Here is a 16,402-nt window from a genome sequence, read left to right as displayed (position 1 = left end):
CTACATCCGGTAGCCCGGCTCCTCGCGGTCGAGGATGCGGCGCAGCGCCTTGAAGTGGCGGTCGGCGACCGCCCGGCGCTCGGTCTCCATCTGCCCGCGCACCCGGGCCCGGACGTTGTCGCCGATCCGCCGCAGCTTGCCGCCGGTCGACCTGGCGTGGACCTGGAACATCGCCGCGCGCTCCAGGTAGTAGAGGTCGTTGAAGGCGTCGGCGACCGTCGGGCCGCTGGCCATCACGCCGTGCGACGCCATCATCAGGATTGGCTTGCCGTCCATCTGGGCCGCCAGCCGGTCGCCCTCCTCGGTGGCCAGCGCCAGCCCCTCGTAGTCGTCGTCGTAGGCGATCCGGTCGTCGAACATCAGGGCGTTCTGCTCGACCATCTCCAGCCGGCCGCCCTCCAGCACGGTCAGGGCGGTCGCGTAGGGCTGGTGGGTGTGCAGGACGACGGCGGCGTCCGGGTGCTTGATGTGGACCCGGCTGTGGATGCAGAAGGCGGTGGCCTCGACCGTCTCGTCGCCTTCCAGCACGTTGCCGTCGACGTCGCACAGCACCAGCGACGAGGCGGTGATCTCCGACCAGTGCCAGCCGAACGGGTTGATCAGGAACCGGTCGCCCCGGATGGTGCCGTCGAGCTCCGGCACCGCCGCGGAGAAGTGGTTGTCGACGCCCTCGTTGAGCCCCAGGCGGGCGGCCCAGCGCAGGGCGCAGGCGAGGTCGACGCGAAGCTGGGCGACGGTGTCCATGAGCGGTCTCTCCCGGAAAACGGTTGGGCGTTTTCCGGGGAGTGTGCCGTGAGGGAAGGCGAGGGGGAAGACGGTACATGGGTCCCGGCTCTCCGCGACTTCGTCGCTGCGGCCGGGATGAGGTCAAAGGGGGGCGCCTTGCAGCCTCATCCCGGACGGGTGCGCCGAAGCGCGCCCGATCCGGGACAAATGCGTGGTCCGACGCCCCGCCCGGGTTACTCCGCCGCCTCGATGGTGACTTCCTCGGCGCGCGCCGCCTTCTCGCCGTCGATGGCGAGCTGGCCGTCGACCACCGAGACCTGCACCCGGTCGCCGTCGCGGATCCGGCCTTCCAGGATCCGGTTGGCCAGCGGGTTCTGCAGCGAGCGCTGGATCACCCGCTTCAGCGGCCGGGCGCCGTAGACCGGGTCGTAGCCGGCCTCCGCCAGCCAGGCCAGGGCGGCGTCGTCGAGGTCCAGCGAGATGTTGCGGTCGGCCAGCATCCTGCGCAGCCGGCCGAGCTGGATGTCGACGATGCTCTTCATGGCCTCGCGGCCGATCCGGGTGAACAGCAGCACCTCGTCCAGCCGGTTCAGGAACTCCGGCCGGAACGCCCGGCGCACCACCTCCATCACGCCGTCGCGCACCGCCTCGACCGACTCGCCGTCGGGCTGGCCGGCCAGCAGGTCGGCGCCGAGGTTGGAGGTCATGATGATCAGCGTGTTGCGGAAGTCGACGGTGCGGCCCTGGCCGTCGGTCAGGCGGCCGTCGTCGAGCACCTGCAGCAGCACGTTGAACACGTCCGGGTGGGCCTTCTCGACCTCGTCGAACAGCACCACCTGGTAGGGCCGGCGCCGCACCGCCTCGGTCAGCGCCCCGCCCTCGTCATAGCCGACATAGCCCGGGGGCGCGCCGATCAGACGGGCGACCGAGTGCTTCTCCATGTACTCGGACATGTCCATGCGCACCATCGCCTGCTCGTCGTCGAACAGGAACTCGGCCAGCGCCTTGGTCAGCTCGGTCTTGCCGACGCCGGTCGGGCCGAGGAACAGGAACGAGCCGATCGGCCGGTTCGGATCCTGCAGCCCGGCGCGGGCCCGCCGCACCGCGTTGGCGACCGCGCCGATCGCCTCGTCCTGGCCGATCACCCGCTTGTGCAGGTTCTGCTCCATGGACAGCAGCTTCTCGCGCTCGCCCTCCAGCATCTTGTCGACCGGGATGCCGGTCCACTTCGACACGACCGCGGCGATGTCGCTGTCGTTGACCTCCTCCTTCAGCATGCGCTTGGACGAGGCGTCCTCGGCCTGGGCCAGGGTCTGCTCGAGCTGCGGGATCACCGAGTAGGTCAGCTCGCCGGCGCGCGTCAGGTCGCCCTGGCGCTTGGCCACCTCGAGGTCCTGGCGGGCCTGGTCGAGCTTCTCCTTCAGCTTCTGCGAGCCGGACAGCATCTCCTTCTCGTTCTGCCAGCGCGCGGTCAGCTCGGCGGCCTTGTCCTCGAGGTCGGCGAGTTCGCTCTCCAGCTTGCCGAGCCGGTCCTGGCTGGCCTTGTCCTCTTCCTTCTTCAGCGCCTCGCGCTCGATCTTCAGCTGGATGATCTTGCGGTCCAACTCGTCGATCTGCTCGGGCTTGCTGTCGACCTCCATGCGCCGCCGGCTGGCCGCCTCGTCGACCAGGTCGATGGCCTTGTCGGGCAGGAAGCGGTCGGTGATGTAGCGGTTCGACAGGTTGGCGGCCGATACCAGCGCGCCGTCGGTGATCCGCACGCCGTGGTGCAGCTCGTACTTCTCCTTCAGGCCGCGCAGGATCGAGATGGTCTCGACCACGCCCGGCTCGGCCACGAACACCGGCTGGAAGCGCCGCGCCAGGGCGGCGTCCTTCTCGATGTGCTTGCGGTACTCGTCGAGCGTGGTGGCACCGACGCAGTGCAGCTCGCCGCGTGCCAGCGCCGGCTTCAGCATGTTGGAGGCGTCCATCGCGCCCTCGGCGGCACCGGCGCCGACCAGGGTGTGCAGCTCGTCGATAAACAGGATGATCTCGCCCTCGGAGTGGCCGAGCTCGTTCAGCACAGCCTTCAGGCGCTCCTCGAACTCGCCGCGGAACTTGGCGCCGGCGATCAGGGCACCCAGGTCGAGCACCAGCAGGCGCTTGTTCTTCAGGCCCTCGGGCACGTCGCCGTTGACGATGCGCTGCGCCAGCCCCTCGACGATGGCGGTCTTGCCGACGCCGGGCTCGCCGATCAGGACCGGATTGTTCTTGGTGCGGCGCGACAGCACCTGGATGGTGCGGCGGATCTCCTCGTCGCGGCCGATCACCGGGTCGATCTTGCCGTTGCGGGCCGCATCGGTCAGGTCGCGCGTGTACTTCTTCAGCGCGTCGAAATTGCCCTCGGCGTTCGCCGAGTCGGCGGTCCGGCCCTTGCGCAGGTCCTGGATGGCGTGCTCGAGTGCCTGCGGGTTGACCTGGGCTTCCTTCAGCGCCTTGGCGGCGTCGGTCCCGGTCGACAGCGCGATGGCGAGCAGCAGCCGCTCGACGGTCACGAACTGGTCGCCGGCCTTCTCGGCGACTTCCTCGGCCTGGGTCAGGACCCGCGCCAGCTCCGGCGACATGTAGACTTGCCCGGCGCCGCTGCCTTCCACGCGCGGCACCTTGGCGAGCGCGGCGTCGACCGCGCTGCGCACCGCCTTGGGGTCGCCGCCGGCCCGCTCGATCAGGCTGGAGGCGAGGCCCTCCTTGTCGTCCAGGAAGACCTTCAGCAGGTGTTCGACCAGCAGGCGCTGGTGGCCCTGGCCGAGCGCAAAGGTCTGAGCCGACTGCAGGAAACCGCGCGAGCGGTCGGACAGCTTCTCGAAGTTCATCAATGTCTCCGTCGAGTACCGCGTTTCGCCAGTACCGCCGGCCGACCCCGTTCAGGCGATCGTCCGGCGTGCGACGAAGGATACCGGGTCGTCCCAGGGTCCGGGACCCCCAAAGGCCCCTCCCTGCCGACCCGGAGCGGTCCGACATGGCCCCGCCCTCCGTCATGGCGGCATATGGGTGTTGCGCATGTGCAACACAAGCGCCTGCGACACCTTGCCGACCCCGCGGCGCAACGTTGACATCGTCCGGGCGCGGGCGTTCTTTCGAGCCATGAGCATCACCGTCGCCGCACTGCAGCGTTACCCGGTCAAGGGGCTGTCGGCCCAGTCGCTGGACGCGGTCGAGCTGCGGGCCGGGTGCACGATCCCGCACGACCGCCGGTTCGCGGTCGCCCACGGTACGGCGCCGATCGACCCGGCCGCCCCGAAATGGCTGGCCAAGGCGCACTTCCTGCAGCTCATGAGCAACCCGCGCCTGGCGGCGCTGGCGGTCGAGTACGACCCCGAGACCACCGCGCTGGCCCTGAAGCGCGGGGGACGGACGGTGGCGCGCGGCGTGCTGTCGACGCAGACCGGCCGAACCGTGATCGAGCAGTTCTTCGCGGCCTACATGAAGGCCGAGCTGCGCGGCGCGCCGCGGCTGGTGGATCGCGGCGAGCAGGCGTTCAGCGACGCCGATGCGCCGTTCCTCTCGCTGATCAACCGGGCGTCGGTCGCCGATCTGGAGCGTGTCGTCGGCCAGCCGGTCGACCCCGGACGGTTCCGCGGCAACATCCTGCTGGAAGGCGCGGCGCCCTGGACCGAGTTCGGCTGGGTCGGCCGGCGCCTGCGGATCGGCGCGGCAGAAGTCGAGGTCGTGGAACGGATCGGCCGCTGTGCCGCGACCAACGTCGACCCGGCCACCGGGCAGCGCGACCTGACGGTGCCGCGCGACCTGCTGCGCGGGTTCGGCCACGCCGACTGCGGTGTCTACGCGTGCGTGACGCTCGGCGGGCGGGTCTCGGTCGGCGATTCGGTCACGGTCCTCGGCTGAACCGCGCGGCGGCCGAGCCGCAGCCAGAACCGCCGCAGTCGCCCGAGGAGGCCGGTACCCCGGGGCGGCCACCGCGCCGGTTGCCGGCGGACCCGCGGATCCAGCCCGAGCGCGATCATCCGGTCGGTGTCGTAGCAAGGTCCCATGCGGCGACCCTGCGCCGACTCTCCCGACACCGCGGTGTCAGCAGCGCCGTCGGTCGCGACCACTTCCTGACAGCGTCCTGACAACAGACCGGGGTAGACTGCGGCATGCGCCGTGCCGACCGCCTGTTCCGGATCGTCGACGAGCTGCGCCGGCGACGGCGGGCGACCCGTGCGGCCGAGCTCGCGGAGCTGCTGGAGGTTTCGCCGCGGACCATCTATCGCGACATGGCCGACCTGATGGCCAGCGGGGTGCCGGTCGAGGGCTCGGCCGGGGTCGGCTACCTGCTGCGGCCCGGCTTTCACATGCCGCCGCTGATGTTCGACGCCGACGAGATCGAGGCGCTGGTGTTCGGGCTCCGCATCGTCCAGACCTGGACCGACCCGGCGATGGCCGCGGCAGCCGGCCGGGCGGTCGACCGGGTCCGGGCAGCCGTTCCCGAGGAGCTGGACCGGCGGATCGCCGATCTGGCGCTGTTCGCCCCGCCGCGCCAGCAACCGGACGACCGCTATCGGGTCGACACCGGCCCGTACCGACGGGCGATCCGGGACCGGCAGGTCCTGCAGATCCTGTACGAGGACGAAGAGGGGCAGCGCACCGAGCGGCGGGTTCGCCCGCTCGGGCTGCTGTTCTACGGACCGAAGTGGCTGTTGGCGGCCTGGTGCGAACTGCGCGGGGACTTCCGCTCGTTCCGGCTCGACCGGATCGCGGCCACCCAGTCGACCGGCGAGCGGTTCCGGCCGGAACCCGGCCGGACGCTCGCCGATTTTCTGGACCGCTGGGCCGAGTGACGGTCGCCCGTCGCCGGGGTCAGCTGGCGGCGACGGCGCCGTCGTCGTCGATCGCCGGGGCGGACACGAAACCCTCGGACTTGCCCGCCGACTCGGTCTTCGGGCTGGCCCGCCGACGCCGGGGCTTGCGCTCCGGCTCGGCCGTGGCCTCGACGGCCGGGGCCGGCTCGGCTTCCGGTGCCGTCGCCTCGGGAGCCGCCTCGGCGGCTTCCGGCGCCGGAGCGGCGTTGCGGGCCGTACGCGAGGAGGTCAGCCGCAGGGTGCGGCGGATCCCGTCGGCGTCGTTGCCTTCCGACCGCGGAGCGGCCGGCGCTTCGGCCGGAGCCGACTCGACGGTCCCGGACGCGCGTTCGGCGGTGGCGGTCGGCTCGACCTGCGGCGCCGAAGCCCGCTCGCTGCGGGGCTCGGCATCACCCTCGGCCCGCATCGGGCGGCGCTCGCCGCGATCGCCCCGGTCACCACGATCCCGGTCACGGCCGAAGCGGTCGCCCCGGCTCCAGTCGCCGCCGCGCTCGCCGTCGGCGCGCTGCCGGTCGCCGCGGCCGCCCTGGTCGCCACGACTGGCCTGGTCGCCCCGGCCACCCTGATCGCCACGGCCACCCTGATCGCCGCCGTCGCCACGCTCGTCGCCGGACTCGCGGTCGTCGTCGTCCTGGTCCCACTCGCGCGCGGCACCCTGGAACGGCTGACCCCGGTTCTCGCCACCCTGGCTCTCCTGGAACGCCGCCAGGATCCGGTAGTAATGCTCGGCGTGCTGGTAGTAGCTCTCGGCCAGCACCCGGTCGCCGGACGCCGTCGCATCGCGCGCCAGGTTCAAGTACTTCTCGTACACCTGACTGGCGTTGCCGCGGATCCGGACGTCGGGCCCGTTGCTGTCGAAGGTCTGGTTACGGTTCGGCGTGCTCGATCGGCGATTGCCGCGACCGCGTCCACGCTTCTGGTGTGGGCCTTGTCTCATTCCTTGTCGCGAGTCCCGTTTTTTCGGTGAACGGACCCCTCGTCCGTTCGGTCACTCGTTCCCCATGACACGTCACGGCCCGCACAAGAGCAGGCAGAACGCGCTTTCATGGTTCAATCGAGTGAGTGGCGGTACCGGGCCCCTATGGCCTGCGGTACGTGTCAACAGTAGACCGGATTCCACCCTATTCCAAGCAAAAATCGTTCGTGTTCAGGCAGTCATCAACAGTGTCGTTCCATTTGAGAACTAACGCCCGTTCGACACCACCCAAGTCGCGGCGAACGTTTCGCACGGTGAAATTTGCGCCGGCTGCAAGGTCCGAAACTATTTGGCGTTGGTGTTCGCCCAATTCAAGAACCACGATTCCTTGCGGATCGATCAGGTGCGGCAATATCCGGAACAGTTCCCGATAGGCGTCGAGCCCGTCGGGGCCGGCCGCCAAGGCGCCGCGCGGGTCGAACAACGCGACCTCCGGCTCCAGCCGTTCGACCGTCTCGTCCTCGATATAGGGCGGGTTCGACAGCACGAGGTCGGCGCGTCCCGGCGGCGCTGGGCCCCAGTCGAGCCGGTCGGCATCCAGCGCGTTCCAGTCGGCGGCCAGGAACCGCGCCCGATCCGCCAGCCCGGTGCGGCGGGCGTTCTCGCGCGCCGTCTCGACCGCGCCCGGCAGCCGGTCGACGCCGATGCCGGCGGCGTCGGCAAACTCCGACAGGGCGGCCAGCAGCAGGCAGCCGGTACCGGTGCCGAGGTCGAGGATGCGGCGCGGGCCGGGCCGCCCGGCGAACGCCTCGACCGCCGCTTCGATCAGGGTCTCGGAGTCGGGGCGCGGGTCGAGGGTGTCCGGTCCGACCCCGAGGTCGAGGGTCCAGAACGCCCGCCGGCCCAGGATGCGCGACACCGGCTCGCGCGCCAGGCGGCGGGCCAGCAGGGCCTCGAAGCGCGCGCGCCCGTCGCTGCCGACCGGTCCCGATTCGTGCGGCCAGACCTCGCGGCCGAGTGCCTCCCCCAGCAGCAGCCGGGCGTCCAGCCGGGCGGTGTCGATGCCGGCGGCGGCCAGCCGCCGGGCGGCGTCGCGCAGGATGTCGGCGACCGCGGGGGTGGGGGACGGGGTCACGTGATGGTCGCCAGGCGCTCGGCCTCGTCCTCGGCGATCAGGGCGTCGACGATCTCGTCGAGGGCCTCGCCGGTCATCACCTTCTCGATCTTGTAGAGCGTCAGGTTGATGCGGTGGTCGGTGACCCGGCCCTGCGGGAAGTTGTAGGTGCGGATGCGCTCCGAGCGGTCGCCGGAGCCGACCTGGCTCTTGCGGTCGGCGGCGCGCTCGGCGTCGCGCCGGCCGCGTTCCAGGTCGAACAGCCGGGCGCGCAGGATCTTCATCGCCTTGGCCCGGTTCTTGTGCTGCGACTTCTCGTCCTGCTGGCTGACCACCACGCCGGTCGGCAGGTGGGTGATGCGCACCGCGCTGTCGGTGGTGTTGACGTGCTGGCCGCCGGCGCCGCTCGACCGGTAGACGTCGATCCGCAGGTCGTTCTCGCTGATCGCGATGTCGACCTCCTCGGCCTCCGGCAGCACGGCGACGGTGGCTGCCGAGGTGTGGATGCGGCCCTGGGACTCGGTCACCGGCACACGCTGGACCCGATGGACCCCGGATTCGAACTTCATGCGGGCGAACACCGCGTTGCCGCTGATCGTGGCGATCGCCTCCTTGTAGCCGCCGATCTCGTTCTCCGAGACCTCCATCACCTCGAAACGCCAGCCGTGCAGCTGGGCGTAGCGCTGGTACATCGCGAACAGCTCGGCGGCGAACAGGGCGGCCTCGTCGCCGCCGGTGCCGGCCCGCACCTCGAGGATGGCGTTGCGCGAGTCGGCCTCGTCGCGCGGCAGCAGCTGCAGCATCACCGCGCGCTCGAGCGCCGGCAGCCGCTCCTCGATGGCGTGCGCCTCCTCCTCGGCCAGCGCCCGCATCTCGGCGTCGGATTCCTCGGCGAGGGCCCGGGCATCGGCCAGCTCCGACCGGGTCCGGCGAAGTTCCTCCACCGACTCGACCACCGGCGACAGCTCGGCGAACTCCTTCGACAGCCGCATGAACTCGTCGGCGCTGAAGCCCTCCTGGCTGGCCAGCCGGGCTTCCAGTTCCTTCGCCCGCGTCAGCACGCGGTCGAGCTTCTCGTCGAGGCTCACGGTCCGTCTCCTCTGCCCGCCGGGTCGAGGCCGAACAGCTCGGCGATCAACCCGCGGGTCTCGTCGTCCAGGCGGCCGGCGGCCGCCCACCGCCGCATCGTCTCGCTCGGCGCGTGCAGCACCCGGCCGGCGATCCGCCGGGCCAGGGCGTCGGCGTCCGCCCCGGTGCCGGCGCCTTCCCGGATCTGGGCCTCGAGATGGGCGCGCAGACGGGCGATATCGGGACCGGCGTCGCGGACCGCAAGCTCCTGGTCGAAGGCGGCAAGCGCCTCCTCGACCAGGGCCTCGGCCTTGGCCGCCTCGGCCTCCCGGCCGGCCCGGCCTTCGCGGGTTACCCGTTCCAGGTCGCCGATGTCGTAGACATACGCCTCGTCGAGCCTGTGCACCGCCGGCTCGACGTCGCCCGGTACGGCCACGTCGAGCAGGAACACCGGCCGCCGCCGGCGCCGGCGCAGTACCGTCTCCATGGTCTCGGCGGTGATCAGGTAGCGGCCCGAGCCCAGGCCGGCGATCACCACGTCGGCCCGGTCGAGGGCGTCGGCCAGGTCGTCGAGCGGGCCGTGATGGGCCTCCAGTTCGGCCGCGGTGACGGCCGCCCGGCGCCGGAACCGGTCGAGCACGGTGAGGTCGTGCAGGCCGGCTTCGCGCAGCTGGCGGGCGATCATCACACTCAGCTCGTCGCCGCCGATCACCAGGCAGCTCCGGGAGGACAGGTCGCCGTGCAGGTCCTGGACCCGGGCGACCGCCGCCGTCGCCAGCGACACCGCGCCCTCGCCGATGCGGGTCTCGGTCCGCACCCGCTTGGCCACCGCATAGGCCGCCTGCAGGACCCGGTCGAGGGACGGGCCCCAGGCCCCGAGATCCTGCGACAGCCGCTGCGCCGCCTTGACCTGGCCCAGCACCTGCGGCTCGCCGACCACCTGGCTGTCGAGGGCGCTGGCGACCCGGAACACGTGCCGGACCGCTTCGCCGCCGTCGTGCCGGTACAGGTAGGGAACCAGCTCCTCGCCGCGCAGCCCGACCGGGGCGCCGAGCGCGGTGGCGACCGTCATCGGCGCCATCGGCCCGTCCTGGAACACCGCGGTGACCTCGACCCGGTCGCAGGTGGACAGCACCATGGCCTCGCGTACGCCGCGGATCCTGAGCGTGCCGATCACCGCCGCGACTTCGGAGTCGTCGACGTACAGCCGCTCCCGCAGGCTGTCGGGACAGGTCCGGTGGTTGACGCCGATCACCGAGATCGCTGGGGCGCTGGCCGTCACGGCGCCCCGCTATCGGAACCGCGCGAGGCTCTCCTCGATCCGGTCGAGAGCGGCCTCGTCCTGCGTCCCGGCATCCAGGTCGCGGAGCTGCACGGCGCCGCGCGCCAGCTCGTCCTCGCCGAGGATCAGCGCCACCCGCGCGCCGACCTTGCTGGCCCGCTTCAGGCGCTTGCCGACGTTGCCGGAATAGCCGTGCTCGACGGCATGGCCGGCCCGGCGCAGCCGGTGGGCCAGCTTCAGCGCCTCGATCTCGGAGCCGGCGCCGACCGGCACGATGGCGACCGGCCGGGCCGGGTCGGCCACGCCCTCGACCAGCAGCGCCAGCCGCTCGATCCCGGCCGCCCAGCCGACGCCGGGGATCGCCGGTCCGCCCATGGTCTCGACAAGGCCGTCGTAGCGGCCGCCGGCCATCACCGTGCCCTGGGCGCCGAGCGCGTCGGTCACGAACTCGAAGGTGGTGTGGCAGTAGTAGTCGAGGCCGCGCACCAGCCGGGTGTTGCGGTGGTAGCCGACGCCGAGCGCGTCCAGCCCGGCGGTGACCGCCGCGAAGAAGTCCCTGGAGTAGTCGTTCAGGTAGTCGTCGAACGACGGCGCGTGTTCGACCAGCCGGCGGTCGCCCTCGTCCTTGCTGTCGAGGATACGCAGCGGGTTGAGTTCGAGCCGGCGGCGGCTGTCCTCGGACAGCGCGTCGCGGTGGTCGCCGAAATACTCGACCAGGGCGGCGCGGTAGGCCTTGCGACTGTCGGTGTCGCCCAGGGTGTTCAGCTCGAGCGTGGTGCGCGACAGCACGCCGATGGCGTCGAGGATGTCGGCGCCGCAGGCGATCACCTCGATGTCGGCCTGCGGTTCGGCCGCACCCAGCAGCTCGATGCCGATCTGGTGGAACTGCCGCATCCGGCCCTTCTGCGGCCGCTCGTAGCGGAACATCGGGCCCTGGTAGTAGAACTTTGCCGGCAGGTTCTGGGTCAGGCCGCCGGTGATCAGGGCCCGGCATACGCTGGCGGTGCCCTCCGGCCGCAGGGTCAGCTCCTCGCCGCCGCGGTCGGTGAAGGTGTACATCTCCTTCGAGACCACGTCCGAGGCCTCGCCGAGCGTGCGCTTGAACACGTCGGTGAACTCGAAGATCGGCGTCTCGATCTCGCCGAAGCCGTAGCGCTGGGAAACCCGGAGCCCGGTGTCCACGATATGGCGATGGCGCCGCGCATCCTCGGGCAGGAGGTCGTGGGTACCGCGGACCGGCTGCAGCTTGGACAACTCAGGGACTCCCGTTGGTTACTCGGCCGCTGCCGTGGCGGCCCCGTTCTTGGATGCGGTCTTCTCGGCCTCGAGCTCGGCCGCCTTCTGCTCGATCAGTTCGACCATGTGGTCGACCACGTCGGCCTGCTTCAGCCGGTGGTGCGGCTGGCCGGCGATGTACACCATGTGGGTGCCGTTGCCACCGCCGGTGATGCCGATGTCGGTCTCGCGCGCCTCGCCGGGGCCGTTCACCACGCAGCCGATCACCGACACGGTCATCGGCGTGGTGATGTGGGCCAGCCGGTCCTCCAGCACCTTGACCGTCTCGATCACGTCGAACTGCTGGCGGGCGCAGGACGGGCAGGAGATCACGTTGACGCCGCGGTGCCGCAGGTTCAGCGACTTCAGGATGTCGAAGCCGACCTTGACCTCCTCCTCCGGCGGCGCCGACAGCGACACCCGGATGGTGTCGCCGATCCCGCTCCACAGCAGCATGCCCATGCCGATCGACGACTTGACGGTGCCGACCCGCTGGGCGCCGGCCTCGGTGATGCCGAGGTGCAGCGGGTAGTCGCAGGCGTCGGCCAGGCCCTGGTAGGCGGCGACCGCCAGGAACACGTCGGACGCCTTCACGCTGATCTTGAACTCGAAGAAGTCGTTGTCCTCGAGGATCCTCGCGTGGTCCAGCGCGCTCTCCACCATTGCTTCGGGGCAGGGCTCGCCGTACTTCTCCAGCAGGTGCTTCTCCAGGCTGCCGGCGTTGACGCCGATCCGCATCGAGCAGCCGTGGTCCTTGGCCGCCTTGACCACCTCGCGCACCCGCTCGGCCGAGCCGATGTTGCCGGGATTGATGCGCAGGCAGGCGGCACCGTTCTCGGCCGCCTCGATGGCGCGCCGGTAGTGGAAGTGGATGTCGGCCACGATCGGCACCGAGACCTGCGGCACGATGTGCCTGAGGGCCGCCGAGGAGGCCTCGTCCGGGCACGACACCCGGACGATGTCGGCACCGGCCGCCTCGGCGCGCCGGATCTGCGCGACCGTCGCCGCCACGTCGGCGGTCGGCGTGTTGGTCATGGTCTGGACCGTGATCGGCGCATCGCCGCCGACCGGCACGCGGCCGACATGGATCTGGCGGGACGCGCGACGCTGGATGTCTCGATACGGGCGCACGCTCATCGGGAGCCTCGCAGGGGTCGGACGTCGCGGCCGGCTCGGGCCGGCCGGACGATGTCGTGGGGGTTATAGCGAAACCGGCGGACCGGCGGAAGCCGCGGCCGGCCGTCCGGGGTCCGGGTCAGCGGGAAGCGCCGGTTGCCGTGCCGGCGGCCAGTCGTGCCGGATCGAGCAGGACGTTGCGGACCACCTCGCCGTAGCCACCCAGGCTCGGCACCGGGTTGCCGTCGACCAGGATCTGCAGGGCACCGGCGTTGCCGGTCGCCAGCCGCAGGCCGGGCTGGTCGGGCACGCGATAGACGTCGCCCTCGCGCAGCACCCGGGTGAACAGGGCGGTTCCCTGGGCGTCGCGCACCTGGACCCAGCTGTCGCCGGTCGCCTTGACCAGCACCCGGTCGATCGGCCCGGCGGTGGTCCGCCCGGGCGGAACCGCGGCTTCCGAGGAGCCGATCAGCGTGGCGATCCGCGGGGCGGCGGGTACCTCGTCGGCGGCGCTCCGCGGCGCGGTGCCGCCGGCGGCCGCGGTGTCCGGGGCCGGTTCGGCCGTGGCCGACCGGGCTGCCGCCGTCGGGGTTGCCGCCGTCGGGGTTGCCGCCGGCTCCGTTGCCGCCGGCTCCGCTGCCGCCGTATGGGTTACCGTCGTCTCGGCGGCCCCGGCCGGTTCCGGCGGTGCGGTCACGTCGGGGGTGTCTTCGGCTGCGGTCCGGGCCGGCCGAGTGGCGGCGTCGGATGCTGCGACGGTCGGCGACGACGCGGGTGCCGCCGGCGGGGCGGCGGCGGTCGGCGGTGCGGGAGCCGTCGCGGCGATGCCGCCCGCCTTGGAGGCGGCGGTGCCGGCCGCCGGGGCCTCTGCGGCGGGCCCGCGCGCGGCGGTCTTCGCCGGCGCCGCGGGCTCTGCCGTCGACACGGCCGCGGCCGGCTGCGGGGGGGCCGAGGGTGCCGGCGCGGCGGGGCGCGGCACCGTGACGCCCGTCGGGTTGGCGTCGGCGTACGAACCTGCGGTCGCGGTCGCCGGCGCTGCGGGCGGCAGCGACGGTGCTTCGCCCCCGATCAGCTGGGCCAGGCGTTCCGGCACGGCCGGAACCAGGTCGCGCAGGCTGCCGTCGCGCTCCGACAGCCAGTACCAGCCGCCGTAGGCACCGCCGGCCAGCATCACCGCGACCAGCATCAGGACCAGGCCGGGGACGCGGCCCTCCGGAGCCGGTGACGGGAATACAAGCTGGGTCTTCGAGTTGAGCCCGGCGGCCTCCTCCTTGAAGCGGCGCACCGCCGCATCCGGCTCCAGGCCGAGGAACGCCGCATAGGTGCGGACATAGCCGATCGCGTAGGTGATGCCGGGCAGGGCGTCCGGGCGGCCCTCTTCGAGGGCGGACAGGAAGTTGCTTCGAATGCGGAGATGCGCGGCGACGTCCGCCAAGTCGAGGCCCGCATCCTCGCGGGCGCGCCGGAGCTCCTCGCCGACTGGTAGCGGTTGTGAGCTCATGCCCCGCTCCTCGTTGGCCGGTGGCTCGGGAGTCGTCGCCGACAGGCCGGCTCGCCGCACGGTCTCGAACGGCTGGACCGATTCGATGTCCTTGAGCCGGAGGCGCGACCGATCAGACTTCAGTGCCATGCTCCCTCGGGCCGACTTGCGGACCGCCAAAACACCGCGGAACCCGCTCCTGCCCGCGGCATCTGCTGTTACATGGGGCTAAGCTACTCTGAAACTATTGCGATATCAATAATCTATTGCCGAGACTGGCGATCGGGGTTCAATCGTCCGGCGTGATCGGCGGATGATCGTCAGACCGGTCGCGCAAGCGTTCGGACACATAGTTCTGTAGGCGATTCCGCACGCTGGAACTCGACAATTTAGTCAAATAATTAACATAATCCCTCAACTCGCTGATATTTGCTGCCAAAATCGATTCCTTTACAGCGCCGATCGAAATCGGCGACATCGACAGGGCCCGATAGCCGAGGGCGGCGAGCACCAGCGCCTCGAGGGGCCGCCCCGCCATCTCGCCGCACACCGTGACCGGAATGCCGGCGGCCTCCCCGGCCTGCGCGATGCGCTGCAGGACCCGCAGGAACACCGGGTCGAGGGTGTCGTAGCGGTTGGCCACGCGCTCGCCACCGCGATCGGCGGCGTACAGGAACTGGTGCAGGTCGTTGCTGCCGACCGACAGGAAATCCGCCTCCCGGGCGAGTGCCTCGATCGCCAGCACCAGGGCCGGGACCTCGACCATGGCGCCGACCGCGACGTCCGCCGGCTCGGCGACGCCACGGTCGCGGGCGCGCTGCAGTTCCAGGTCGAGCAGCGAGCGTGCCGCCCGGAACTCCTCGACCGTGGTCACCATCGGGACCATGACGCGCAGTGGCCGGCCCTCAGCGGCCCGGATCAGCGCGCGCATCTGCTGGCGCAGCAACGACGGGCGGTCGAGCCCGATGCGCAGCGCCCGCCAGCCGAGCGCCGGGTTCTCCTCGGGCTCGTGCTCGAACGACGGCAGCCGCTTGTCGCCGCCGGCGTCGAGCGTGCGGAACGTGACCGGCCGCCCTTCGGCCGCCACCAGGACGCGGCGGTACAGCAGGGTCTGGGCCTCGACGTCCGGGTACTCGCGGCGCACCAGGAACGGGATCTCGGTCCGGTACAGGCCGACCCCCTCGGCGCCGGCGGCGGCCATCTGCGCGACGTCGACCAGCAGGCCGGCGTTCATCAGCAGCGAGACCCGCACCCCGTCGATGCTGACCGCCGGGCGATCGCGCAGCGCGGCGTAGCGGGCCCGCTGCTCGGCCCGGACCGCCATGCCGGCCCGGAACGACGCGCGGGCGTCCTCGCCGGGCCGCACGAACACCTGGGCGTGGTCGCCGTCGACGATCAGCGGGTCGCCGGGCTCGACCTCGCCCAGCAGGTTGGGCAGCCGGCCGACCACCGGGATGTCGAGCGCCCGGGCGACGATCGCCACATGCGCGGTCGCCGAGCCCTCCTCGAGCGCCAGGCCGCGCAGCCGGCTCTGGTCGTAGTCGAGGATCTCGGCCGGCCCGAGCGAGCGGGCGATCAGAATCCAGTCGCCTTCCGGCTCCGCCTCGTCGTCCGGCGTGCTGTCCGGCGACAGGTGCTGCATCAGGCGCAGCGCGACGTCCTCGAAGTCGGCCAGACGCTCGCGGATGTACGGGTCGGTCACGCCGGCCATGCGCGCCCGGGTGTCGTCGCGCACCCGCTGGATCGCCGCCTCGGCGGTCAGCCCGCCGACGATCGCCTCGCGGATCCGGCCGATCCAGCCGGCGTCGCTGGCGATGATCCGGTAGGTCTCCAGCACCTCGCGATGCTCGCCGGCCGCCGCCATCGCGTCGGAGTCCAGCAGCCGGTCCAGGGAGTCGTGCATCGCCGACAGCGCGGCGTCGAGCCGCCGACGCTCGTCCTCGGGGTCCTCCGCCACCACCCGGTGGATGACGATCCGCGGCCGGTGCAGGCGGGCCCGGCCGATCGCCAGGCCGCCGTTGATCCGCGTGCCGCCGATCCGCACCGGGGTGCCGTCGCCGCGGTTCGCCGCCGAGCCCGGGATCTCGCCGCCGGAGATCATCTCGGCCAGCACCATGGCGAGGGTCTCGACCGACTCGACCTCTTCCTCGGTGTACTGGCGGGCGGCGGTGTGCTGGATCACCAGGACGCCGTGCACCCGCTCGGACCGGCGGATCGGCACGCCCATCAGCGAGTGGTAGATCTCCTCGCCGGTCTCCGGGAAGTAGGCGAACTTCGGATGGGTCTGGGCCTCGGCCAGCGCCACCGGCCGGCCGGTATCGGCGATATGGCCGACCAGGCCCTCGCCGAACTTCATGCGGGTCCGGTACAGCGCCTCGGGATTCAGGCCCTCGGTGGCGCACAGCTCCAGGACGTTACCGGCCCGGCGCACGTAGATCGAGCAGACCTCCGCCCCCATCGCGCCAGCGATCGTCTTGACGATGCTGTCCAGGCGCTCCTGCGGCGTGCCGCCGCCGGCCATCACGTCGCGCAGGAGGCGCAGCATCTCCCGGGGGCCACCGCCCCGGCCGACACCCCGGGAGGC

The 16,402-nt window shown here is 71.7% G+C and carries 12 protein-coding genes; 2 read left to right on the top strand and 10 right to left on the bottom strand.

Going from position 1 to position 16,402, the window contains the following annotated elements; translation table 11 throughout:
- Together IE246_RS17425 and clpB are read right to left on the bottom strand one after the other, a co-directional pair.
- Complete coding sequence (locus IE246_RS17425; RefSeq protein ID WP_189991972.1) at window positions 1-744, bottom strand: aldolase; 744 nt, start codon at window positions 742-744, stop codon at window positions 1-3.
- Between the two features lie 215 nt (window positions 745-959).
- Window positions 960-3,578, bottom strand: a complete 2,619-nt coding sequence (gene clpB / locus IE246_RS17420; RefSeq protein ID WP_189991970.1) for an ATP-dependent chaperone ClpB — start codon at window positions 3,576-3,578, stop codon at window positions 960-962.
- Between the two features lie 187 nt (window positions 3,579-3,765).
- Here clpB and IE246_RS17415 point away from each other — a divergent pair, with 187 nt between their 5' ends.
- Together IE246_RS17415 and IE246_RS17410 are read left to right on the top strand one after the other, a co-directional pair.
- Window positions 3,766-4,611 (top strand): MOSC domain-containing protein, encoded by an 846-nt coding sequence (locus tag IE246_RS17415; RefSeq protein WP_229837349.1) that lies wholly within the window; start codon window positions 3,766-3,768, stop codon window positions 4,609-4,611.
- A gap of 251 nt (window positions 4,612-4,862) precedes the next feature.
- Window positions 4,863-5,546, top strand: a complete 684-nt coding sequence (locus IE246_RS17410; RefSeq protein WP_189991968.1) for a helix-turn-helix transcriptional regulator — start codon at window positions 4,863-4,865, stop codon at window positions 5,544-5,546.
- A gap of 19 nt (window positions 5,547-5,565) precedes the next feature.
- Here IE246_RS17410 and IE246_RS28250 read toward each other — a convergent pair whose 3' ends face one another.
- From IE246_RS28250 to ptsP, 8 genes are all read right to left on the bottom strand, one after another.
- Window positions 5,566-6,504: a DUF4167 domain-containing protein gene (locus tag IE246_RS28250; RefSeq protein WP_189991966.1), complete on the bottom strand. Its 939-nt coding sequence runs from the start codon at window positions 6,502-6,504 to the stop codon at window positions 5,566-5,568.
- Between the two features lie 184 nt (window positions 6,505-6,688).
- A complete protein-coding gene (prmC, locus tag IE246_RS17400) occupies window positions 6,689-7,618 on the bottom strand; it encodes a peptide chain release factor N(5)-glutamine methyltransferase (RefSeq protein WP_189991964.1) in 930 nt (309 codons plus the stop codon).
- A complete protein-coding gene (prfA, locus tag IE246_RS17395) occupies window positions 7,615-8,685 on the bottom strand; it encodes a peptide chain release factor 1 (protein ID WP_189991962.1) in 1,071 nt (356 codons plus the stop codon). Before prfA ends, prmC begins: the two co-directional genes overlap by 4 nt.
- Window positions 8,682-9,947 (bottom strand): glutamyl-tRNA reductase, encoded by a 1,266-nt coding sequence (gene hemA, locus IE246_RS17390; RefSeq protein ID WP_189991960.1) that lies wholly within the window; start codon window positions 9,945-9,947, stop codon window positions 8,682-8,684. The genes prfA and hemA overlap by 4 nt, the downstream gene beginning before the upstream one ends.
- Window positions 9,948-9,956: 9 nt before the next feature.
- Window positions 9,957-11,201, bottom strand: coding sequence for a histidine--tRNA ligase (hisS, locus tag IE246_RS17385; RefSeq protein WP_189991958.1), 1,245 nt, complete (start codon window positions 11,199-11,201; stop codon window positions 9,957-9,959).
- An 18-nt stretch (window positions 11,202-11,219) separates the two neighbouring features.
- Complete coding sequence (ispG, locus tag IE246_RS17380) at window positions 11,220-12,359, bottom strand: flavodoxin-dependent (E)-4-hydroxy-3-methylbut-2-enyl-diphosphate synthase (RefSeq protein ID WP_189991956.1); 1,140 nt, start codon at window positions 12,357-12,359, stop codon at window positions 11,220-11,222.
- A 118-nt stretch (window positions 12,360-12,477) separates the two neighbouring features.
- A complete protein-coding gene (locus tag IE246_RS17375) occupies window positions 12,478-13,968 on the bottom strand; it encodes a helix-turn-helix domain-containing protein (RefSeq protein ID WP_189991954.1) in 1,491 nt (496 codons plus the stop codon).
- A 139-nt stretch (window positions 13,969-14,107) separates the two neighbouring features.
- Entirely contained in the window at window positions 14,108-16,363 is a 2,256-nt protein-coding gene (gene ptsP / locus IE246_RS17370) for a phosphoenolpyruvate--protein phosphotransferase (protein WP_189991951.1), read from the bottom strand.
- Between the last annotated feature and the right edge of the window lie 39 nt (window positions 16,364-16,402).

The sequence above is a fragment of the Thalassobaculum fulvum genome, from assembly GCF_014652915.1.
Taxonomy (GTDB): Bacteria; Pseudomonadota; Alphaproteobacteria; order Thalassobaculales; family Thalassobaculaceae; genus Thalassobaculum_A; species Thalassobaculum_A fulvum.
The sequence above is the reverse complement of the archived record's forward strand: the minus strand, read 5'-3'. Positions and strand labels throughout refer to the sequence as shown.